This window comes from Pseudomonas sp. GW-45 (assembly GCF_056896675.1).
The window spans coordinates 3,788,192-3,810,706 of sequence record NZ_CM167674.1; the positions used below are offsets into that span (position 1 = coordinate 3,788,192).

20 protein-coding genes are annotated in these 22,515 nt (G+C 57.7%); 9 read left to right on the top strand and 11 right to left on the bottom strand.

All coding sequences use genetic code 11. From position 1 onward, the window contains the following. Positions 1-56 precede the first annotated feature (56 nt). Positions 57-3,233 (top strand): efflux RND transporter permease subunit, encoded by a 3,177-nt coding sequence (locus tag AC1XYH_RS17880; RefSeq protein WP_483324468.1) that lies wholly within the window; start codon positions 57-59, stop codon positions 3,231-3,233. Beyond that, the gene (locus AC1XYH_RS17885; protein WP_483324469.1) at positions 3,226-4,650 is read left to right on the top strand and encodes an efflux transporter outer membrane subunit; all 1,425 of its coding nucleotides are present in this window, start codon (positions 3,226-3,228) and stop codon (positions 4,648-4,650) included. The genes AC1XYH_RS17880 and AC1XYH_RS17885 overlap by 8 nt, the downstream gene beginning before the upstream one ends. Positions 4,651-4,665: 15 nt before the next feature. Here the strand turns inward: AC1XYH_RS17885 and AC1XYH_RS17890 are convergent, their stop codons facing one another. From AC1XYH_RS17890 to AC1XYH_RS17905, 4 genes are all read right to left on the bottom strand, one after another. After that, positions 4,666-5,217, bottom strand: a complete 552-nt coding sequence (locus tag AC1XYH_RS17890) for a cupin domain-containing protein (protein WP_483324470.1) — start codon at positions 5,215-5,217, stop codon at positions 4,666-4,668. 132 nt (positions 5,218-5,349) lie between these two features. Continuing rightward, the gene (alr, locus tag AC1XYH_RS17895) at positions 5,350-6,420 is read right to left on the bottom strand and encodes an alanine racemase (RefSeq protein ID WP_483324471.1); all 1,071 of its coding nucleotides are present in this window, start codon (positions 6,418-6,420) and stop codon (positions 5,350-5,352) included. A 189-nt stretch (positions 6,421-6,609) separates the two neighbouring features. Continuing rightward, entirely contained in the window at positions 6,610-6,966 is a 357-nt protein-coding gene (locus AC1XYH_RS17900) for a RidA family protein (RefSeq protein ID WP_483324472.1), read from the bottom strand. Continuing rightward, entirely contained in the window at positions 6,941-8,242 is a 1,302-nt protein-coding gene (locus tag AC1XYH_RS17905) for a D-amino acid dehydrogenase (RefSeq protein WP_483324473.1), read from the bottom strand. Before AC1XYH_RS17905 ends, AC1XYH_RS17900 begins: the two co-directional genes overlap by 26 nt. 139 nt (positions 8,243-8,381) lie before the next feature. Here AC1XYH_RS17905 and AC1XYH_RS17910 point away from each other — a divergent pair, with 139 nt between their 5' ends. The 5 genes from AC1XYH_RS17910 to AC1XYH_RS17930 all read left to right on the top strand — a co-directional run bounded on the left by AC1XYH_RS17910 (position 8,382) and on the right by AC1XYH_RS17930 (position 13,289). Next, positions 8,382-8,876, top strand: a complete 495-nt coding sequence (locus AC1XYH_RS17910; protein ID WP_483324474.1) for an Lrp/AsnC ligand binding domain-containing protein — start codon at positions 8,382-8,384, stop codon at positions 8,874-8,876. An 87-nt stretch (positions 8,877-8,963) separates the two neighbouring features. Then, a complete protein-coding gene (locus AC1XYH_RS17915; protein WP_483324475.1) occupies positions 8,964-10,268 on the top strand; it encodes an NAD(P)/FAD-dependent oxidoreductase in 1,305 nt (434 codons plus the stop codon). A gap of 261 nt (positions 10,269-10,529) precedes the next feature. Then, a complete protein-coding gene (locus tag AC1XYH_RS17920; RefSeq protein ID WP_483324476.1) occupies positions 10,530-11,963 on the top strand; it encodes an MATE family efflux transporter in 1,434 nt (477 codons plus the stop codon). A gap of 34 nt (positions 11,964-11,997) precedes the next feature. Beyond that, positions 11,998-12,585 carry a 2-hydroxychromene-2-carboxylate isomerase gene (locus tag AC1XYH_RS17925; RefSeq protein ID WP_483324477.1) on the top strand — a complete coding sequence of 196 codons (588 nt, stop codon included), beginning with the start codon at positions 11,998-12,000 and terminating at the stop codon, positions 12,583-12,585. Between the two features lie 5 nt (positions 12,586-12,590). Then, a complete protein-coding gene (locus AC1XYH_RS17930) occupies positions 12,591-13,289 on the top strand; it encodes an SDR family NAD(P)-dependent oxidoreductase (protein ID WP_483324478.1) in 699 nt (232 codons plus the stop codon). Positions 13,290-13,317: 28 nt separating this feature from the next. On the opposite strand, the gene AC1XYH_RS17935 is transcribed toward AC1XYH_RS17930, so the two are convergent. Both AC1XYH_RS17935 and AC1XYH_RS17940 read right to left on the bottom strand, forming a co-directional pair. Continuing rightward, the gene (locus AC1XYH_RS17935; protein WP_483324479.1) at positions 13,318-14,655 is read right to left on the bottom strand and encodes a ribonuclease J; all 1,338 of its coding nucleotides are present in this window, start codon (positions 14,653-14,655) and stop codon (positions 13,318-13,320) included. 63 nt (positions 14,656-14,718) lie between these two features. After that, positions 14,719-15,948: a nucleoside recognition domain-containing protein gene (locus AC1XYH_RS17940; protein WP_483324480.1), complete on the bottom strand. Its 1,230-nt coding sequence runs from the start codon at positions 15,946-15,948 to the stop codon at positions 14,719-14,721. 122 nt (positions 15,949-16,070) lie between these two features. On the opposite strand from AC1XYH_RS17940, the gene AC1XYH_RS17945 reads away from it, so the two are divergent. Then, the gene (locus AC1XYH_RS17945; protein WP_483324481.1) at positions 16,071-16,475 is read left to right on the top strand and encodes a DUF1330 domain-containing protein; all 405 of its coding nucleotides are present in this window, start codon (positions 16,071-16,073) and stop codon (positions 16,473-16,475) included. Here AC1XYH_RS17945 and AC1XYH_RS17950 read toward each other — a convergent pair. The 5 genes from AC1XYH_RS17950 to AC1XYH_RS17970 all read right to left on the bottom strand — a co-directional run bounded on the left by AC1XYH_RS17950 (position 16,381) and on the right by AC1XYH_RS17970 (position 21,433). Continuing rightward, on the bottom strand, positions 16,381-17,274 hold the full coding sequence (locus AC1XYH_RS17950; RefSeq protein WP_483324482.1) for an N-acetylmuramoyl-L-alanine amidase: 894 nt from the start codon (positions 17,272-17,274) through the stop codon (positions 16,381-16,383). The two genes, AC1XYH_RS17945 and AC1XYH_RS17950, sit on opposite strands and share 95 nt — an antisense overlap. Before the next feature lie 48 nt (positions 17,275-17,322). Then, the gene (locus AC1XYH_RS17955; RefSeq protein ID WP_483324483.1) at positions 17,323-19,059 is read right to left on the bottom strand and encodes a GGDEF domain-containing protein; all 1,737 of its coding nucleotides are present in this window, start codon (positions 19,057-19,059) and stop codon (positions 17,323-17,325) included. A 51-nt stretch (positions 19,060-19,110) separates the two neighbouring features. Beyond that, complete coding sequence (locus tag AC1XYH_RS17960; protein ID WP_483326412.1) at positions 19,111-19,932, bottom strand: endonuclease/exonuclease/phosphatase family protein; 822 nt, start codon at positions 19,930-19,932, stop codon at positions 19,111-19,113. Positions 19,933-19,994: 62 nt separating this feature from the next. Further along, entirely contained in the window at positions 19,995-20,627 is a 633-nt protein-coding gene (locus AC1XYH_RS17965; RefSeq protein ID WP_483324484.1) for a thiol:disulfide interchange protein DsbA/DsbL, read from the bottom strand. 197 nt (positions 20,628-20,824) lie between these two features. Next, entirely contained in the window at positions 20,825-21,433 is a 609-nt protein-coding gene (locus AC1XYH_RS17970; RefSeq protein ID WP_483324485.1) for a c-type cytochrome, read from the bottom strand. A 303-nt stretch (positions 21,434-21,736) separates the two neighbouring features. On the opposite strand from AC1XYH_RS17970, the gene yihA reads away from it, so the two are divergent. Further along, positions 21,737-22,441 carry a ribosome biogenesis GTP-binding protein YihA/YsxC gene (yihA, locus tag AC1XYH_RS17975; RefSeq protein ID WP_483324486.1) on the top strand — a complete coding sequence of 235 codons (705 nt, stop codon included), beginning with the start codon at positions 21,737-21,739 and terminating at the stop codon, positions 22,439-22,441. Positions 22,442-22,515 lie beyond the last annotated feature (74 nt).

A 22,515-nucleotide genomic window follows, 5' to 3' on the forward strand; every position in this document is an offset into this window, starting at 1 on the left:
CAATCATTATTGCCAGGGGCGCGCTCAGTTGAGCGCGCCGCAGGGAGAGTCTTGCCGTGAATATTTCACGTTTCTTTATCGATAGACCGATTTTTGCTTCGGTACTGTCGATCATTATTTTTGCTGTAGGCCTGATCAGCATTCCGCTGTTGCCGGTCAGTGAATATCCCGAGGTGGTGCCGCCCAGCGTGCTAATCAGCGCCAGTTACCCCGGTGCCAACCCCAAAACTATTTCCGAAACCGTCGCCACACCATTGGAAGAAGCCATCAATGGCGTGGAAGACATGATCTACATGAAGTCGGTGGCCGGTAGCGACGGCAGTCTGGCGCTAACCGTGACCTTTGCTCTGGGTACTGATCCGGATCAGGCGCAGGTGCAGGTGCAGAACCGGGTATCCCAGGCGTTGCCGCGCTTGCCTGAGGATGTGCGCCGCCTCGGTGTAACCACCCAGAAGCAGTCGCCCAACCTGATGATGGCGGTGCACCTTATTTCGCCGGATGACAGCCTGGATGCGACCTATATTCGCAATTATGCGGTGCTGCATATTCGTGATGAACTCGCGCGGATTCCCGGCGTAGGTCAGGCCGGGCTGTTCGGCTCGGGCGACTACGCCATGCGTTTGTGGATTGACCCACAGCGTGCTGCCGCGCTGGGGGTAACCGCCGGCGACATTACTGCCGCGGTGCAAGAGCAAAACGTGCAGGTTTCGGCTGGGCAGATTGGCGCGCCGCCGATGCCAAACGGCTCAGACCTGCTGATTTCGATTAATGCCAAAGGGCGGCTGGATAGCAAAGAAGCCTTCGGCGATATCGTATTGAAGACAGGCAGTAACGGTCAGATTACCCGGCTGAGTGATGTCGCGCGCATTGAGCTAGCGGCTCAAGAGGATTCCCTGCGAGCGCTGCTTAATGGGCGTCAGGCGGTGGCATTACCCATCTTTCAGGCGCCGGGCTCTAACGCACTGGATGTGTCGGCAGCGGTTCGCGCCAAAATGGATGAGCTGGATGACAGCTTCCCGAAAGGCTTGAAGTGGGAGGTCGCCTACGACCCCACGGTGTTTGTTAGTACATCCATCAGCTCGGTGATCACTACCCTGCTGGAAGCGGTGGCACTGGTGGTGCTGGTGGTGATTCTGTTCCTGCAGACCTGGCGCGCCTCACTGATTCCATTGCTGGCGGTACCAGTATCGATTGTCGGCAGCTTTGCGGTCTTGCTGCTGCTGGGCTTTTCTATCAATACCCTGACGTTGTTCGCCATGGTATTGGCGATTGGCATCGTGGTGGATGACGCCATCGTGGTGGTGGAGAACGTCGAGCGCAACATCGAGGCGGGATTGGCGCCCTTGGCGGCGGCCCATCAGGCGATGCGCGAAGTGAGCGGGCCGATCATTGCGATCAGTCTGGTGCTCTGTGCGGTCTTCGTACCAATGGCGTTTCTGGATGGCATTACTGGCCAGTTCTATCGGCAGTTCGCGGTCACCATCGCGATTACTACCGTGATCTCTGCGATCAACTCGCTGACTCTGTCGCCTGCGTTGGCTGCCACGCTACTTAAGCCGCATGGCGCTGCGCCAGACCTTCCAGCTCGGTTGCTGGATCGTGGTTTTGGCTGGCTGTTCCGCCCGTTCAATCGGTTCTTTCAGCGCAATGCGTTGCGTTATGAGCGGTTTGTGGGTCGCAGTTTTAGTCGTCGTGGTTTGGTACTGGGCGTCTATCTGGTGTTGTTGGCGGGCACCGCGTTCATGTTCAACAAGGTGCCGGGCGGCTTTATTCCCACTCAGGATAAGACCTATCTGATTGGTAGCATCCGCCTGCCCGAAGGCTCGACCCTGGACCGCACCGAAGCCGTTGCGCGGCAGGTTAGTGAACTGGCGCTGAACACCGAAGGGGTGGCGAACGCCGCCGCCTTTGTTGGCTTCAATGCGCTACAGGGCACCAATACCCCGAATATTGCCACAGTGTTTGTGTTGTTCGACGACTTTGCTATTCGTGATCGTACCGCGCAGGAAATTGCCGATGAGCTGAACGGCAAGCTGGGCGGTATCAATGAAGGCTTTGCGATTACCTTTATGCCGCCGCCGGTTTTCGGCTTGGGTGCTGGCTCCGGTTACTCGCTGTACATTCAGGATCGCAGTGGCGCGGGTTATGGCGCGCTGCAGCAATCTACCGACAGCCTGGCCATGGCGCTGAGTCAAACACCGGGGCTGGGCTTTCCGATCACGTCTTATCAGGCCAATGTGCCGCAGCTGGATGCCGAGGTAGATCGCCTGCAGGCCAAGGCGCAAGGCGTGCGGCTGGATGATCTGTTCGGCACGTTACAAATGTACTTTGGCTCGCAGTACATCAACGACTTCAACCTGTTCGGCCGCACTTATCAGGTCAAAGCGCAGGCGGATTCACAGTTCCGTGATGAAGCCAGCGACATCGACCACCTTTACACGCGTAACGCCAGCGGTGACATGGTGCCGCTGAATACCATGGTCAGCCTGAAACCGAGCTTCGGCCCGGACCCGGTGATCCGTTACAACGGTTACCCCGCGTCGGACCTGATCGGCCAGTCCGATCCGAGCATGCTGTCGTCCGGTGAAACCCTGGCGACGGTTGCCAAAGTAGCCGGGCAGACCTTGCCGGCAGGTATGAGTGTGGAATGGACCGATCTCAGCTTTCAGCAGATCACTCAGGGCAACGCCGCGATGGTGGTGTTTCCGCTAGCGCTGCTGTTGGTATTTTTGGTGCTGGCTGCCCTCTATGAAAGTTGGGTAATGCCGCTGGCGGTAATCCTGATCGTGCCAATGTGTTTGCTTGCTGCCCTGTTTGGCGTTTGGCTCAGCGGCGGCGATAACAACGTCTTCGTGCAGGTAGGTTTAGTGGTGTTGATGGGCTTGGCCTGCAAGAACGCGATCCTGATTGTCGAGTTTGCCCGCGAGTTGGAAATGGATGGCATGGACACCGTGAAAGCAGCATTGGAATCGAGTCGCCTGCGGTTGCGTCCGATCATAATGACCTCGGTGGCTTTCATTGCCGGCGTAGTGCCCCTGGTGTTGGCCACAGGTGCGGGCAGTGAAGTACGCAACGCCATGGGGATTACGGTATTTACCGGGATGCTCGGGGTGACCTTGTTCGGCTTGCTGCTCACGCCAGTCTTCTATGTATCCCTGCGCAAGCTGTCAGGTAAATCGCTGGCGCCACAACCGAGCAATGCGGCGCAGCAAGAGGAGAATTCCCATGTTTAGGCCACTGCATAAGCTAGCACCCTTTGCGCTGAGTCTGCTGGTGACCGCCTGCGCGGTAGGGCCGGACTATAAGGCTCCGCAACCAGTGCAAGTAGATAGCTTCAGCCAAGCCGCCAATAGCCGCTTTGATGAGGCAGCCGAGCAGCGCTTTTGGGCTGGCTTCAATGATCCGGTATTGGAGCGATTGGTTGAGCGGACTCTGTCTGGAAACCTCGATCTGCAAACTTTGTTAGCGCGTTATCAGGGTTCTGAGGCACTGTTGCGCGGTGCCCGCAGGGATCGCTGGCCTAGCTTGCGCGCTGAGGGTGGCGCATCAAAACAGCACCTGGCTGAGGTCGAACGCATTACGCCAGGCCAGGAGCGGGTTGAGCAGTATTCCGCTGGGCTGGTCGCCAGCTGGGAGCTTGATCTGTACGGTCGGCTGGCACGCGGAGTGGAAGCTAGCGAGGCAGAGCTACAGGCCTCCGCTGCGGATTTTCAGGCGTTGCAGGTGGCACTAACCGGGCAACTGGCGAGTAGCTACTTCTCGTTACGAGGCCAGCAACAATTGCTGGCAGTCGCTGAGCAGAACGTGGCTTTGCAGCAAGAATCGCTGGACATCGTTAGCGCGCGGCTTGAGGCCGGGCGCGGCACCCAATTCGATCAGTTGCGAGCACAGGCTGAACTGGATTCATTGCGCGCCCTGGTGCCGCAGCGCAAGGCCGCCCTGCAGTTGAGCATGCACCGTTTGGCGGTACTTACCGGGCAGCCACCGGCGGCGTTGAATGCGCTGTTGAGTGAGGCTAAGCCAATGCCGTCGGTAGTCGCTGAAATACCCGTGGGTACGCCCGCTGATGTGCTGCGTCGTCGTCCGGATATTCAGGCAGCAGAGCGCCGACTGGCTGCCGCCACTGCGCGCATCGGGGTGGCGACTGCCGATCTGTTCCCACGGTTTACCCTGGGCGGTTTGTTGGGCTCCGTTGCTGGCAACGGCAGCGACCTGTTCAGTGCGGGCGCAGAGTCACGCAGCGTCACGCTGGGTATTGATTGGACCTTTCTGGACGTTGAAGGTGTGCGTGCGCGTATTGCTGCCGCAGATGCACGCGGTGCGGAAGGTTTGGCGCAATATCAGCAGGCGGTATTAAGCGCACTGGAAGAAACCGAAAATGGGCTGGTTAATGTGCGCCAGTCACAGCGGCGTAGCGGTTGGCTGCAAAGCGCCAGTGAGGCTGCCGAGCAGGCTGTTGAGCAAGCGCGCCTGCGCTATGAGCAGGGTTACATTGAGTATTTTGAGGTGCTCGATGCCGAGCAGGCGTTAACGGCGGTGCGCAGTGATCTGGTGCAAAGCCGCATTGAATCGGCGGTGGCTATGGTGTCGGTTTATCAGGCCATAGCGGGAGCGCCGGCAGAAGAAAGCCCGGCGCTGGCGCGACGCTGAAGTTGCGCCGCCGCCTCAGAAATTAGCTGGGGTGGTGGCGCTGATCAGCAGGCAGTCTTCTTTGTCGGACGGATTGCGGAAACGGTGTGGCTGGTTGCTGTCGAAGTAATAGCTGTCGCCGCTGGCCAGAATGTAAACCTCGTTGCCCACGGTGACTTCCAGCTGACCTTTGACTACGGTGCCGGCTTCTTCGCCTTCATGGTTGAGCATATCCGGACCGGTATCAGTGCCGGGTGGGTAAGTTTCATTCAGGAAGGAAAAAGCGCGGTTGGGGTGGCCCTTGCCGACTAGCTTCATTGTTACGCCACTGGTGCCGATATCCAGCAGTTCGTCAGCGCGGTAGATCACTTTACGTTGGGCGTCTTCCTCTACTTCCAACGAAAAGAAATCGACCAGTGAAATCGGAATGCCGGAGAGCACTTTCTTCAGCGAGCTGACCGAGGGGCTGACGCTGTTTTTCTCGATCATCGAGATGGTGCTGTTGGTAACGCCGGCTCTTTTGGCCAGTTCTCGTTGTGATAAAGCCTTGAGCTTACGGATGGTTTTTAGGCGAGCACCAACGTCCAAAGGCAGATTCCTCCAGGGAATAGTCAGACAGGTTACACAGGCAGGTGTGCACAATGAGGCGAATCATTGCACGGGCGTTCAGAATTTTCAACAGATCACGGAATGAACAGTCCGCTCTGTGCGTTGTGTCGCTTAGCCTAGATATCGGCGCGGTACGCGGTTCAGGTTGCAGAACAGCTGATAGGGAATGCTGTCTGCCCAGGCTGCGACTTCACTGGCGTTGAGGCCTGTGCCCCAGAGCCGGATTGTACTGTCCATACCGCTGCTGGGCAGGTCGCTCAAATCAACCGTGAGCATGTCCATGGAGACGCGGCCAATCAATTGGCTGCGCTGACCGTCGACCAGTACCGGGGTGCCATCTTTGGCGTGACGCGGATAACCATCGGCATAGCCCATGGCGACCACGCCGACGCGGGTGGGGCGCTGGGTGATAAAGCGCGAGCCGTAGCCAACTGGCTCGCCAGCCGGCAATTCGCGTACCGCGATGATCTTCGATTCCAACTGCATCACCGGCTGCAGCTGCTCAGCCTGTGGTTGAACGAAGCTGAAGGGTGTGGCGCCGTACAGCATGATGCCGGGGCGCAGCCAATCACCGTGGGCGCTAGGCCAGGCCAATATGCCCGGCGAGTTGCATAGGCTAGCGGGGCCATTGAGCCCTTCAGTCGCCTGGGCAAATACGGCGAGTTGCTCTTCCGTGCGGCCCGTATCGGGCTCGTCCGCTCGGGCGAAGTGAGTCATCTTGGTCAAGCTGGCGACCTTGTTGTTGCGCTCCAGCCTGCGCCACGTATCGGCGTACTCGGTGGGGCTAAAGCCGACGCGATGCATGCCGGTATCCAACTTGAGCCAGATGTGCAGCGGCGCGGCTAGTTCGGTCTGCTCCAGCTGATTTAATTGTTCCGCATGATGCAGTACGGCCCAGAGGTTGTGCTCCGCCAGTAGCGGCAACTCATCGGCTTCAAACCAGCCTTCCAGCAGCAAAATCGGCTTGCTGACGCCAGCGGCGCGCAGCTCCAGCGCTTCTTCTATACAAGCGACGGCAAAACCATCGGCTATGTCTGCCAACGCTTCGGCGCATTGCACCGCGCCATGCCCATAGGCGTTGGCCTTGATCACCGCCAACGCGCGCTGGCCGGACAGGGATTTAGCCAGAAAATAGTTCTGGCGCAAAGCGTTGAGGTCAATCAGGGCGTGGGCTGGGCGCATGAATAGGGTCTTGAAAAAATGCGGGCTGAATGCCCCGCTAAGCTAAGGGACGTGCTGAACAATTCCGCAACCTCTGGCCTGAAGGCCGAGCGCTCAAGCGTGCAGAGAGTCTGTGGAATTGCTCAGCACGTCCCAAGATTATCAGACGCGGTTCCTTGGCGGGAATGCGCGACTGATGAGGGGGTAGGTTTAAATTGCAGCGACCACTGACATCTCGACCAGAATCTCGGGCTCGCACAGCTTGGCTTCCACGGTCGCGCGTGCCGGTGCGGTGCCAGCGGGTAACCACTGATCCCACACGCTGTTCATGGCGGCGAAATCCGCATCGATGTCTTTCAGATAGATAGTGACCGAGAGGATCCGCGTCTTATCGCTGCCCGCTTGGGCCAGCAGCGTTTCGATTTCGTTAAGAGTACTGCGCGTCTGCGTTGCCGCGTCCTTATCCAGATCCTCATCAGCGGCCACTTGACCTGACAGGTAGACGGTATTTTGATGAATCACAATCTGACTCATGCGCTCATTAGTGAGCAGTCGCTGGATGGCCATGGTGCGCGGATTCCTTGTGTTGATCGTAACGGTTGAGATTGTAGTCGCCGGCGTCGATGGCGGTTTTTTTGCCATCAATCAGGTCTGCCAGCAGTTGGCTGGAACCGCAGGACATAGTCCAGCCCAGCGTGCCGTGACCGGTATTAAAATACAAATTGCGTAACTTGCTGGCGCCAATAATGGGCGTGCCATCCGGTGTATTGGGGCGGAAGCCGGTCCAGAACGTTGCCTCGCTAACCGCACCTGCCTTCGGGAACAGGTCGGAAACGACCATCTCCAGGGTGGCGCGACGCTTCTCACTAAGGCTATTGTCAAAGCCTGTCAGTTCAGCCATGCCGCCCACGCGGATACGATCGGCAAAGCGCGTCATGGCGACCTTATAGGTCTCGTCCATGATGGTCGAAACCGGTGCCATCGCATCGTTGGTTACTGGCAGGGTTAGCGAATAGCCCTTGATCGGATAGATCGGCAGCTCCATACCCAGCGGTCGGGCGAGCTTGGGTGAGAAGCTACCGAGCGCCAGCACGTAGCGGTCGGCTTGCAGGGTTTCGCCGTTGGCCAGCTTTACGCCGGTGATTTGGGCGCCATCACTGAGCAACTCGTCGATCTCGCAATTGAAGCGGAACTGCACGCCCAACTCGGCAGCCTTGTCGGCCAAGCGGGTGGTGAACAGATGACAGTCGCCAGTTTCGTCATTGGGCAGTCGCAGACCGCCAACAATCTTGTGCGCGCTCGGTGCCAGGCCCGGTTCGGCGGCAACGCAGCCTGCCCGGTCGAGCAGCTCATAGGGCACGCCGCAACGTTCCAATACAGCGATATCTTTCGCGGCAGCGTCCATCTGCTGTTGAGTGCGAAACAGTTGCAAGGTACCAAGCTCGCGGTGCTCATAATCCACGCCGCTGTCGGTGCGCAGTGCCATCAGGCAGTCGCGGCTGTACTCGGCCAGGCGCATCATGCGCTCCTTGTTGACCGCGTAACGGGCTGCAGTGCAGTTACGGAGCATTTGCACCATCCAGCGATATTGCAGTGGATCGGTCGTAGGTTTGATAGCCAGCGGTGCGTGCTTGGCTATCATCCATTTGACCGCTTTGAACGGCACGCCGGGTGCAGCCCAAGGCGCAGAGTAGCCTGGGGAGATCATGCCCGCGTTGCCGAAGCTGGTTTCCAGCGCTGGGCCGCTTTGGCGATCGACCACGGTCACTTGATGTCCAGCCTTGGCTAGATACCAGGCGCTGGTGATGCCGATGACGCCGCTACCAAGAATAAGAACCTGCATGGCACTGCTCCACAGAAGTAGAATATTGCCCTATGGGCGATATCACTATTCTATGGCAAGTGATCTGGTCTAATTTTTCGTTTATTTTGTATTTAATGACGAAAGATTCTTCTCGATATTAAATATTCAGAGGTTTTTTATGAAAACCAAAAAAGCCTCCAGCCGCGAGCTGGACAAGATTGATCGCCACATTCTGCAATTGCTGCAGGATGAAGGGCGCATGTCCTATGTCGAACTGGGAGACAGGGTCGGCCTCTCTACTACGCCTTGCATGGAGCGAGTAAAGCGGCTGGAGCGGGAGAAATTTATCCTCAGCTACGGCGCGCGTTTGAACCCACAAAAACTGCAGGCCAATTTGCTGGTGTTCGTCGAGATCAGTCTGTATTCCAAATCGGCCGACATCTTTGACGATTTTCGCCGTGCCGCCACCAAGTTGCCGCACGTATTGGAGTGCCATTTGGTATCCGGAGACTTCGATTATCTGATCAAGGCGCGCATTTCCGAGATGGCGTCATATCGCAAGCTGCTCGGCGACATTCTTTTACGGTTGCCGGGGGTGCGGGAATCCAAGAGCTATATTGTGATGGAAGAATTAAAAGAGACGCTCGCCATTCCGATCCCGGAGCCGGATTGACGCCTGGCGTTGTTCTGCCGAAGTTTAGTGTTTATGCTGCTGTAAATTTTTATTGACACTAATGCGCCTATTTCAAACGGATATCCCATGTCAGCCAGCGCCACGCATACCCATGAGCATGCTCCTTCTTATTACGCGGCCAGCGCCAATCGTCAGCTATCCCTGCCGGTCCTGCAAGGTGAAGAACAGGCCGATGTGTGCATCATCGGCGGCGGCTTTACTGGGCTCAATACCGCAATAGAACTGGCGCAGAAAGGTATGTCGGTGGTGTTGTTGGAAGCGCATCAAATTGGCTGGGGCGCTAGCGGCCGCAACGGCGGGCAGATCATTCGCGGTGTTGGTCATGATGTGGATCAGTTTGAGAAGCAGATTGGCGCAGAAGGCGTACGTAATCTCAAGCTGATGGGCATCGAAGCCGTGGATATCGTCAAACGGCGTGTTACCGAATTCGGTATCGATTGCGACCTGACCATGGGCTACTGCGATCTGGCGAATAAGCCGGCGCATATGGAAAGCTTTCTGGCTGACAAAGCAGATCTGGAATCGCTCGGTTACAGCCACGAAATGCGCATGATTGAACGCGATCAGCTGCATACGGTAGTCAACTCCGATCGCTATATCGGCGGTATGACTGACATGGGTTCAGGTCATCTGCATCCGCTGAATCTAGCGCTGGGTGAAGCCGCCGCCGCGCAGCAACTGGGTGCACGCCTGTTCGAGCATTCAGCGGTAACGCAGATTGATTACGGCCCCAACCTCACTGTGCACACCTCAACCGGCAAGGTTAAAGCCAAGCAACTGGTGATCGGCTGCAATGCGTATCTGGGTCGCCTGAATCCCAAATTGAGTGGCAGCGTAATCCCGGCAGGCAGCTATGTGATCGCCACCGAACCGCTGGGTGAAGAGCGGGCACGTGCGTTGATTCCGCAAAATATGGCGCTCTGCGATCAACGGGTGGCGCTGGATTACTATCGGCTTTCTGCCGACCACCGGCTGCTGTTTGGCGGCGCCTGTCATTACTCGGGCCGTGATCCGGCAGATATTGCCGCCTATATGCAGCCCAAAATGCTGAAGGTGTTCCCGCAGCTGGCTGGCGTAAAGATCGACTATCAGTGGGGCGGCATGATCGGCATCGGCGCTAACCGCCTGCCGCAGATTGGCAAGCTGCCGGATCAACCCAATGTATTTTACGCGCAGGCCTATTCCGGCCATGGCGTAAACGCCACACACTTGTCTGCCAGGTTGCTTGCCGAGGCTATCAGCGGTCAGGCCAGTAGCGGGTTTGATCTGTTTGCCAAGGTGCCGCACATGGCGTTCCCCGGCGGGCAGCGGTTCCGTGCACCGCTGCTGGCGATGGGCATGTTGTGGGAACAGACCAAAGAGCTGTTTTAGCAGCCCGAAACGGTCGTCGAAAAAGGGCAGCCGCTAGCGCAGGGCTGCCCTTTTTTGATTCCGTAATATGCATCCGCATTTACTCCAAGGTACGTCTCTTTTTCCTAGCCAGATTCTTGCTCGCGCCGGCCTTGGGTAAGCAGTTTCGAGTTAAAACGGAACAATGGTTTGTAGACTGATTTCGCACAGTAATCATTAAGGCGTTTGCTTTATATGTCGATTGACATCTAATATGGCTAATCACCTTTCGAGTAATCCAGCATGAAGTCGAATACCGCGTCGCTGAGCGAAACCGATACCCGTACCACGCGCTTGCTGCAGGCGCCCGTACTGCCGTTGTTGCTTATGCTCGCTTGGCCGAATGTGCTGATTATGTGCACGCAGGCATCCACGGGGCTGATCGAGACCTGGTGGGTGGCCAAGCTGGGCACGGATGCACTGGCCGGTATGGCCTTGGTATTTCCCGGCGTAATGCTGATGCAAATGATGTCGGCTGGAGCCATGGGAGGCGGTATTTCATCTGCGGTGGCGCGTACTTTGGGGGCTGGCAGGCGTGCCGACGCCAACGCGCTGGTGCTGCATGCGCTGGTGATCAACTGCAGCATCGGGCTGGTTTTCTCGCTGTTGTTTCTGCTTTTTGGTGCACCGCTGTATCGATTGATGGGCGGAGAAGGGCCGGAACTGGACGCCGCCTTGCAATATTCCAACATTGTCTTCGCCGGCAATATCGCGCTTTGGGCCATGAACGCGCTGGCCAGCGTGATTCGCGGCACCGGCAATATGCTGTTTCCCGCGCTGGTTACCTGCGCTGGTGTGGTTGTGCTCATTCCTTTGTCTCCGTTGCTGATTTTTGGCTTTGGCCCGCTGCCTGGCCTTGGTATTGCTGGCGGCGGCGTGGCCATGGTGATGTTTTTTGTGGGTGGCGCGGCGGCGATGCTGTGGTTCATTCTTTCCGGTCGGAGCGTGGTCAGGCTAACGCGTACCGCCCTTGGCTGGCGCTACATGCGGGACATTCTGCGTGTGGGCTTTCTCTCATCTGTGACTACTTTACTGACCAATATCATCATCGCCGGAGCCACCGCGTTGGTCGCTTTTGGTGCGGGTATGCAGGCGGTGGCGGGATTTGGCACCGGCGTACGTCTTGAGTACCTGTTGGTGCCGCTGGCTTTCGGTATAGGTGCGCCGCTGGTGGTGTTGGTGGGTACCAATCTGGGCGCCGGGCAGCGCGAGCGTGCATTGCAGATAGGCCTTATGGGCGGCCTGGTCGCGTTTATCGCCACCGAAGCCATTGGCTTGAGCGCCGCCATCTGGCCCGAGCACTGGCTGCGCCTGTTCACCGCGGATCCGATTGCGCTGGCTACCGGTTCGAGCTATCTGCGCATTGTTGGGCCAACGTACGGGTTCTTCGGGCTGGGGTTGGCGCTGTATTTCGCCTCGCAGGGCGCAGGGCGTCTGCGCTGGCCGCTGATTGCCGGTTTCATTCGGCTGGGTATTGCGTTGGGCGGTGGCTGGCTGGTGCTTTATCTGAGCGATTCAATCAACGCGGTTTTCTACGCGCTGGCGTTGGCCATGCTGGTATACGGCCTGCTGATTGCCTTGGCTGTTTGGCGACGCAGTTGGTTCAGCGGCTTGCAAACGGCTGACGCAAAAAAACTCACTAACCCCCTTCCCGCAACAAACGTCCAAGGCCGTTGAGACCGGGCGTGCAACCCTGAAAAGGTACTGACGAATGCAGCACACAGTTGAGTTCTTCTTTGATTTTCGTAGTCCCTACAGCTATATGGCGTACAGCCAACTCTCGAACATGGATGTCGAGATCATTTTGAAGCCGATGGTGGTGTTGCAGGTCATGGAGCAGGTCGGCAACGTGCCCACCACCCTGATCTGTGGCGTTAAAGCCAAGTACGCGCGGGTTGATCTGGGCCGCTGGGCAAAGCGCTACGGCGTACCGCTGAATCCGTCTGACATGAAGGCAAACGACGGTGAGGCCTGTTTGCGTGCGGTACTGGCTGGCAGCTCAGCCAAGGACGCTGCGACTATAACCAGCGCCTTGTACCTCGCCTGTTGGGGGGAAGCCAAGCCGCTGACCAACAAGCAAGACATTATGGCGGTGATCGCCGCTGCGGGTGTCGATGCCGACGCGATTGGCGAGCGTATGGATGATCCTGCGGTGGTGGCCGCGCTTGAGAGCAGCACTAACGAAGCAGCCACGCGGGGTATCTTCGGTTCCCCCACCATGTTTGTCGGGGAGCAGATGTTCTTCGGCAATGACCGTATGGACTTTTTGCGCGAAGAACTCGCGCTGCAAGCGGAGTAGACCTCATGCAAAACCAATCCAAACCGCTCGCGCTGGTAACCGGCGTTGGCCCTGGAACGGGTGCTTTCGTGGTGCGTCGTTTCGCCGAAGGGGGTTATCGGGTGGCCATGCTGGCGCGTGATGCTGATCGTCTGGCAGCGCTGGCGGCAGAAATTCCGGACGCCATCGCACTGCCGTGTGATGTGACTGATGTAAAGGCGCTGGAAGCTATCGTTGCTCAAGTAGGCGCGCCCAACGTGGTGGTGCATAACGCAGTGGGCGGCGCGTTCGGCAGCTTTATGGATATTGACCCTGAAGTGCTGCGTCAGAACTTTGAGATCAACACCATGGCGCTGCTGAACCTGGCGCGCCTGACCACGCCGGCGATGGTGGCCGCAGGTGAAGGGGCGTTGATCGTGACCGGCAATACCTCGGCGCAGCGCGGTAAAGCACACTTCGCCGGTTTCGCGCCGAGCAAAGCGGCGCAGCGGATTCTGGCCGAATCCATGGCGCGGGACCTAGGCCCCAAGGGCGTGCATGTCGCCTATTTGATAATCGATGCGGTGATTGATGTGCCCTGGCAACGCGAGCGCCTGCCGGACGCGCCGGATGATTTCTTTATTCATCCCAAGTCGATAGCCGATGAGGTGTTCCATTTGGCGCATCAGGCGCGTGATGCCTGGTCTTTTCTGGCAGAAGTACGGCCGTTTCACGAGCCTTGGTAAGCTTTGAGCAAGAGAGCGGGAGCGGGTCTTAGCGCTGCTCCAGCTCGACCAGCCCGTGGGGTAGCTCGGCTACTTTGCAGGGCTGGGCACTCAGGTCGATCAGGTCGCCGTTATTCGGCACTAGCCCGCCAAGACCAAGGCTGCGGCCAAATTGCATGTGCGCCTTCTGATGATATAGCTCACCGTGTACCGGCAGTAGGTAACGCGCTTTCAACCAGCCATAAAGCTCGCGCAGGTCTTCTTGCGGTGGATGGCCAGAGGCGTGGATCGGCGCCATGTCGTCGTCGATGATGGCAACGCCCTGTTCTTTCAGTCCCTGTTTGATGCGCGCGAGCGCCTCTTCGTTGCCGGGAATCAGGCGCGAGGAGAACACCACAGTGTCGCCGGGCTCCAGGCTCAGTTGTGGGTGATTGCCGCTGGCCAGTCTACCCAGCGCAGCGGCGGGCTCGCCTTGGCTGCCGGTACAGATCCACATTTGTTGCTCACGTGGCAGATGGCCCAATTCCCAAGGGCCAATAAAACCGGGGCGGCTGTTCAGGTAGCCTTGGGCGCGACCAAAGCCGTGCATGTTCACCAGGCTGCGGCCAAGCAGTGCAGCGTAGCGTCCGCAATCAAAAGCGATCTCGGCCAGGCTGTGCAAGCGCGCGAGGTTGCTGGCAAAACACGTGACAATCACCCGCTCGCGACACGGGCGAATGGCATCCTGCAGACCATTTTGTACTGCGGCTTCCGAGCGGCTGGCGCCAACCACTGGCGCATTGGTTGAGTCGCCGATGATGACGTCTACACCCTGCCGGCCAAGCACCTGCAAGCGACCCTGCGCGGTTAAACCACCGACCAGGGGCTCTGGGTCGAGTTTCCAGTCACCGCTGTGGTAGAGCCGCTTACCGGCAACCTCGAGCATGATGGCGTGGGATTCAGGGATGGAGTGTGTGACAGGAATCCATTCGGCCTGAAAGGCACCGATGCCAATCGGCTCCAGGGGTTGTATCTCATGGATGCGCGGCCAGGTGAGGCCGGGATCGAGCTTGGCGCGAATCAGCCGTGCGGCAAAGGGGCTGGCGTAAATGGGGCAATCCATGGCGCGCCAGATATGCGGAATCGCGCCAATGTGGTCTTCGTGGCCGTGGGTGATAAGGATCGCGGAGAGCTTGATGTCATGGCGTTCGAGCGCCGACAGACTAGGAACTGACACGGCGTTGCGCCCGCTGGGTGTAGCGTTCAGCGCAAAGCCACAATCAATCGCAATCCATTCGCCAGCGGAGCCATAGAGATAGAAGTTGGCGCCAAACATCCCGGCACCGCCGAGGGCGACAAACAGGGGGCCGGGCTGGCGGTGTAGTTGTTCAAAACGCGGAGCGGGCATGCGGTCCTTCCATCGGTAGATGCGGCCAGCTTAGCAGATGATGCCGCTACGCTGGCTCCGACCTCAGCCGAAAAACCAGTAGCAAACCCCAATCGCGGTCAACATGCCTGCCAAGTCGGCCAGCAGCGCGCAGCCCAGCGCGTGGCGTACACGACTGATGCCGATGGCGCCGAAGTACACAGCCAACACATAGAAGGTGGTCTCGGTACTGGCCTGGAAGGTGGCGGCCATTTTCGCCGGAAAACTGTCCACGCCGAAGGTGTTCATGGTTTCGATCATCATTGCCCGCGAGCCGCTGCCAGATAGCGGTTTGATAAAGGCAGTGGGTAGCGCATCGACAAAGCGGGTATCCCAACCAAAGGTCTCGGCCAGCCAGCGGATGCCGTCCAGCCCGGCATCCAGCACACCGCTGGCGCGCAGCACGCCAACTGCCACCAGCATGGCGACGAGAAACGGCAGTAGCGAAATGGTGACTTCGAAGCCCTGCTTGGCGCCTTCAATAAAGCTGTCGTAAACGTTCACTTTGCGCAGAGCAGCCACTAGCAAAAAGGTGATGATGATGCCGAACAGGGTCAGATTACCCACCAGCGTCGAAGTGGCTGCTAACGCCTCGGCGGATAGCCCCGCGAGAGCGGTCAAGAGCAGGCCAAGCAGCGCCGCACCGCCAGCCAGATACCCCAGCACTACCGGGTCCCAAAGCTTCAAGCGTTGCATCAACGCAACGCTGAGCAAGCCCACCAGGCTGGAAGCGGTAGTGGCTAGCAGGATAGGCAGGAAGACCTCAGTAGGATCGCTGGCGCCTTGTTGCGCGCGATACATAAATACCGTCACCGGCAGAAGCGTGAGCGAGGAGGTGTTGAGCACCATGAACAGGATCTGCGCGTTGCTGGCGGTATCCTTGCTCGGGTTCAAGGTCTGCAGCGAATGCATCGCCTTGATGCCGATGGGCGTGGCGGCGTTGTCCAGCCCTAGCACGTTGGCGGCAAAATTCATGGTGATATGCCCGAGCGCCGGATGGCCGCTGGGTACTTCGGGCATCAGCCGGCGAAACAGCGGATCAAGTAAACGTGCCATCAGGTTAATCAGCCCGGCTTTCTCGGCGATGTTCAGAAAACCCAGCCAAAGCGTCATGGTGCCCACCAGCACCAGCGTGATCTCAACGCTCAGCCGGGCCATCTCGAACAAGGCGCTGACCAGCCGGCTGAACACCTCGGCGTCACCCATTCCCAGCCATTGCCAGAGGGCGGCGGCGAAGGCGCTGAGGAAGAATCCAAGCCAGATCCAATTGAGCATGTAGTGCGGGTGTCCTGTGATGCTGATCAATAATGCCGACATTTATGTCGCGCGCCGCTGGCGTAGGCCGAGCTTGCCTGCTTTGCTGACAGTTAGTCCAGTCTTGCCGTAAAGGAAGCGCCATGCCCAGTCTTGACAGCAGTGCCAGTCAAATTAAGACCTTGAGTGACAAGGTGCCTGCCGATGCCGCAATTCAGATGCTCAATCTGCTGCGCTTCAACGCGCACGGCGAATACCCTTCCGGGACCGACGCTCATCCCTGCTCCGGACGCGATGCCTACGCCCGGTATCTGCGTGCGGTGGCCGACAGCATGGCGGCGGTAGGCGCGCATATCAGGTTGCAGAGTCGCGTGCTACACACCCTCATTGCGCCGCAGGGCGAGCAGTGGGATGAGGTGCTAGTGTTTGAGTTTCCGTCGCTGGCCGCCTTTCTCAGCTTGCTGGAGGACGAGCAGTACAAGGAGGCAGCGGTGCACCGGACGGCTGCGCTGATGGATTCGCGATTGGTGTGTACCACTGAGGCGTAGGTGAATTCAGCAGTACTTTTCCTTGCGCGGGCACCAGTGCAGCGAGCAGTGCAGCTGTCTCACTGTCCGGTTGCCCGTCGTAATGGGTTTGTCGGAAGCGCATCTGAAAGGCGGCGATAACGTTGCGGGTAGCCTTATCCAGCTCGCCGTTCTGCGGCACGCTATAACCCCAAGCCGCAAGGCTTCGCTGGAACCAACTAACAGGCGGAGTCCGGCCAGCCAGCCAGTTTTGCATTACCCGTACACGCTCTGCATCAGGCCCGCTGGCGACCCCGGCAGCGACCAGCTGCTGCCATGGAAAAAGCGGGCCCGGGTCGACTTTGCGTTGCGGTGCCACATCGCTGTGACCCACAACGGACTCCGGTCCTAGTCCCTGACGCTGCTGAATATCGCGCAGCAGTTTGATCAGAGCATCTATCTGGGGTTGATCCCAGGCCTGCCATTGGCGGCAGTCGGCGTTATCCACATAACCGTCGTTGACCATTTCAATGCCGATGGAACTGGCGTTGAGCCAGGTCCGGCCTTGCCAGCTACTGTCACCTGCATGCCAAGCGCGACGGTTTTCATCGACCAGGCGGTAAATCACCGGGTCGTGGTCACTGATTAAATAGTGGCTGCTGACGTCGCCCTGAGTCAGCACATTGAAGGAACGTTCAAAACCGGACGAAGTGTAGTGCAGCACTATGTACTGCACGCGGTTGTCCTGCCCGCTGGCGCGGTAGCGATCATCGATCACCAGTTGTTCACTACAACCAGCGAGTAACGCCAACGCCGGCAGCAACCCTTTCCAATAGCTCACAGAGATATACCTGTTGCGGCCGAAAAAACGCAGGTTAACACGATGGGCTCAGGCGACGGCGGTGTGTGTATCCTGCACTACGCGGTTGCGGCCCTGCTCCTTGGCCTGGTACATGGCTTGATCCGCGCGCTCGAACACGTTGTCCAAGGTGTCGCCTGTGCAGAACTGGGTATAGCCGATGGAGATGGTGACGGGAACGCGTTCATTTTTGAAATGGAAGGGGCTGCCTTCAATGCCTGAGCGCAGCTCTTCAAGAGCAATCGCGCCTTGGTCCAGCGTTGTGCCGGGCATCAGCACAACAAACTCTTCACCGCCAAAGCGACCTATGTAGTCGGTTTTACGCAGGCGTCGTGATACTTGCATGGAGATAAGGCGCAACACCTTGTCGCCAGCCAAATGACCAAAACGGTCGTTGATCGACTTGAAGTGGTCCACATCCAGCACGACTAGCAGCAGTTGTCCGCCGTAGCGATGCCAGCGTTCATACTCTTCGTTCATGCGCTTTTGTAAGCCTGCGCGGTTGGGAAGTCCGGTGAGGCTGTCGATGAGTGCTTGCTGGCGCTGCTCTTCAAGGTGCGAGCGGAAGGTTTGTGCCTCAACTTCCATGACCTGAATGCGTTCAACCATGGTTTTCAGTCGGTCCGATACTTGATCGTCGCGCTTGTCGCGTAGCTCCCTGGCCTGATCGACCTTGCTCAATAGCGCACTCAGCTTGGCCTCGACGTTGGCCTTGAGCGTATTCAGGTCATCGGCTTCGCGCACGTCTTCGTGGAGCACTTCAACTTCGCCACGGATGGCACCTTCGAGGGAGCGGCCCTCTTCCAGCGAGTCAATGTAGGAGTTTTGAGCCTCCTCAAGATTGCCCTGAAACTGGCTGAGGCGCTGGTTGAGCTGTTTCAGGTAGCGCTCAAATTCGACCTGCCGGCTCTGCTGCGCGTTCAGTACCAGCGCGGACAGTGCTTCCAGCGCGACTGTTAGTTCATACCAGTTCAAGCCTTTTCCAACCTGATCACGCAGGCGCTGAGATTCTGCTTCCTGTTGATCGAGTAATTGGATTTCGCTAAGCAGGTTGAGCAGGATAGATTCGATATGCGCAGCGACTTTGGAGTAGCTCTGTTCTTCGCCACTGATATTGCCGCTAACCTTTGCTGGCGCTTCGCAGGCTATGTCGGCATCAGCTTGTGCGGGTTGCGCCTGCAGGTTAAACGGCGGTTCCTCGGCAGTTGGTTGCTCGGCCGGTGAATCTGCCGGGGCCTCAGGCAGTTCGTTTATCTCGGTTGGCGGGTCGGTTGCTTCGCTCGACTTGTTAAACAAGCGTGACCAGAGTCCGGCTGGGGCTCTTTCCGGGGTGCCGTTAAAGGTAGCTGCTTGCAACTGCGTTAGGTCTCGCAGCAGGCGGGGCATGCTCAGAGCTAGATTCTCAGGCGCATCCAACTGTTTGCTGAGGGCACGCAGCGCCTTGTCAGTGTCTGTTGGCGGCTCCTGATCCTGCAATTGACGGATCAGCTTCTTCAGCAGAGCCCGGACGTCGTCGCTACGCTGCTGACGCGTCTGATCGGCGGCCAGTACGGCGCGCTCCAGATCGGGTAATAGTGCGCTGAGCATCTTTGGTGGTGCATCGCTACGCAGGGCGTTACGCAACTCCTTCAGTCGGCGATCCAGCAATGGGTCGATGCCATCTGCCGCGATACTCACCCTCACCAAGCCGCGCTTGAGCAGCTCTTCCTGTTCGCTTGGCCCTCTTGATGACGCAGAATCGGGCGCGAATGGGTGAATGTCAGACATGGAGGCTCCAGAAGGTTTTTCCAGAGATTATAGGTGAACTTGAGCTTCTGGCTAGCTCTTACCGTGTGGCTGACATAGCGTGGCCGGAAGGCGGATATGCATGGCGACCGGTAAATGGTCGGAAACGGCCAGCGGCAGCACGTCTACTTGCTCAATGCTCAAGCTAGGACTGATCAGAATATGATCCAACACTTTAGCTGGCTTCCAGCTTGGATAGGTTCCGGGCAGGGTGGCCGTGTGTAGCTCGCTACCCTTTAACGGAGACTTCTCCAGCAGGTCTTCGGCGTGGGTGTTCATGTCGCCCATCAGCACCACGTGACGGTGGTCGGCAATCCGCTCACGAATGTAAGCCAGTTGGTTGGCACGCCCCTTGGGGCTGAGCGCCAGGTGCATCATGACCACCAGCAGCGACTCTTCACCCTGGCCAAACTGGGTGAGAATAGCGCCTCGGCCTGGCAGTATGCCCGGCAGTTTGTGATCTTCCAGCAGATCGGGAGCGTAACGGCTGAGCAGCCCGTTGGAGTGCTGTGCAAAGCGCCCGAGGTTGCGATTCAGCTGCTGATACCAGTAAGGAAAGCCGCTTTCGCGTGCCAGATGTTCAACCTGGTTTACGAAGCCTGAGCGCAGGCTGCCACCGTCCACTTCCTGCAGTGCCACCAGGTCGAAATCACCGAGCAGCTGGGCGACTTTGCCCAGCTGTACCTGACGACCGGCGTGCGGCAATAAGTGCTGCCAGCTGCGCGTAAGGTAGTGGTGATATCGCTGAGTATTGTTGCCTACCTGAATGTTGAAACTGAGCAGTCGCAGCACATCTGGCAGCGACTGCTCGGCTGGTTGGCAGTGGGTATTGGTGCGCAACTCGGCTGACGACATTGAGCCGCGAGTGTTGCGGAAACCCGCAATGTTGCCAGTCGATAGCATGCGATGGCTCCCGTTTACTGAGCCTGACGTTCCTGCTCAACCAGATATTCGGCGATTTTCAGCATGTTCTCGAAGCTGCCAGCCATCTTGCCTTCAATACGGTACTTGCCGTTCACGATCAGGCAAGGCACGCCGCTAGCGCGATAGGCACGAGCTAGTTGCTCTGCTTGGTTCATTTTGCTCTTCACGCCAAATGAATCCCAGGCTTTAACAAAGTCGTCTTTGCTGATGCCGTAGGGCTCAAGAAACTCAACCATTGCATCTTCGTCTTTCAGGCGATTGTTCTGCTTGTGGATAGCGTTGAATACGGCATCGTGGGTTTCGTCCAGCTTGCCTAGGCTTTCCAGGGTGTAAAACAACTGAGCGTGGGTGTTCCACTCGCCGCCAAACATAGCAGGCACCGGACGGAAGTTAACGTCGTCAGGTAGTGTCTTTGACCATTCGTGCAGGGTCGGCTGGAAGGAGAAGCAGTGTGGGCAGCCATACCAGAAGAGTTCTGACACTTCGATTTTGTTCGGATCAAGAGTAGGCGCTGGTGTAGGCAGTACGGCGTAATGCACGCCAGCCTGATAAGGGGCATCCTCCGCCTGAACCATGCCGAAGCTGCCGAGCAGCCAGATCAGACCAACGGTTAACAACGCGCGCATGTAGTTCTCCAAAGCAGGTAATCAGGTAGTTAATAAAAGATTGTCGATTTTCAGACCCGACAGTAGAGCAAAGATTCCCTGATTGCTAGATGCAAAGCTGTCGCACTATGTTGCTAGCAAAGACTTTTTTTTGCATAAAATGGGGATAAAAAAAGGATGGCCTAAGCCATCCTTTTTTGTAACGCAGGGCTGGGTAATTAACGCAGGCCTTGAATGTAGGCGGCAACCGCTGCGATGTCTTTGTTGCTCAGACGGCTAGCGACTGTTTGCATGATGGCGGCGTCGCCGTCATTGGTACGATTGCCTTCGCGGAAGTCAGTCAGCTGCTTGGCGGTATAGGTAGCATGTTGGCCAGCCAGATGCGGGAAGCCCGCAGGTGGGTTGCCCTTGCCGGTAGGAGAGTGACAGCCGGTGCACGATGGCAGGCCAGTGGCCAGATCACCGCCACGGTAGATAGCTTCGCCACGTTCGGCCAGCGTTGGGTCTGCGGCGCCCATGGCTTGGGTTTGCGATGAGAAATAGGCGGCAAGGTCAGCCAAGTCTTGCTCATTCAGGTTTGTAAGCATGCCGGTCATCTCTACTACGTTACGACGGCCTTCCTTGATATCGGTCATCTGTTTGAGCAAATAACGCTCACCTTGACCAGCCAGCTTAGGAAAGTTGGGCGCGGGGCTGTTACCATCCGCTCCGTGACAAGCTCCACAAACGGCTGCATTGGCTTGGCCTGCTTCGGCATCACCTGAAACGGCGTGCGCAGAGGTAGCAAAGCCCAGAGTCAATACCAGACTAACGAGTAGTTTATTCATCAGCTAATCCAATTACGGCTAAAAGAAAAATGGTGGCTTTACCTGTTGTCCGGCCTTAATGACCGCGTTTTCTTCACAGGTTGCCTTTATTTCGTTCATGCTAGCTGCCGCCTTCGCCCGGCGCAATGGCCGAACTGCCGCAGGTGCACGAATCTGAGCGAGTAACACTGAAAAATCGCCTGGACGATGAACGTCTAGGGAATTGTTCAGTGCTTCCCACAACCGCGGCATTATATACTAAGCACGCCGCAAGCGTGAATGTCATCAGCTTTCCAGCCCGTTGGGCGGAATCAAAGGTTCCCCATGTCGTCTACATCTCCCCTTATATCTCTCTGCCAGCAGTCTACTTTCATTAAGAGCGCTAGCCTGGTAGAGCAATGCCCGGCCGATATTGGCTTGGAAGTGGCTTTTGCCGGGCGCTCCAACGCCGGTAAGTCCAGCGCGCTCAATACGCTCACCCACGCCCGTCTGGCGCGCACGTCCAAGACGCCGGGTCGTACTCAGCTGATCAACTTTTTCCAGCTGGACGAAGACCGCCGCTTGGTGGATCTGCCGGGTTACGGCTATGCCAAGGTGCCTTTGGAACTAAAAGAGCATTGGAAAAAGCATTTGGATGCTTATCTCACTCAGCGCAATAGCCTCGCTGGTGTGGTGCTGGTGATGGATATTCGGCATCCGCTGTCAGAATTTGACTGCATGATGCTCGATTGGGCGCAAATGAGTCAGATTCCTGTCCATGTCTTGTTAAGCAAGTCTGACAAGCTGGCATTCGGCGCGGCAAAAAATGCGCTGCTGAAAATTCAGACCACTATGCGCAAAACCTTCGGCGAACTGTCCACCGTGCAGTTGTTCTCGGCGCCCAAGCGTCAGGGCATAGACGAAGCCTACGCGCGTTTGGAGCAGTGGTTGTTCCCGCCAGAGGAAGAGCTTCTGGTAGGCGACGATCTGGATGAAGACGAGCCGGAAGAGCTGAGTGATGACGAGTGGGGCGATGATTCTGCTGACTAATCGTCGGCAGTAAATCGCAGGCAAAAAAAACCCCGAGCATCTATGGGGAGGGAGGCTCGGGGCTAACTACCGGG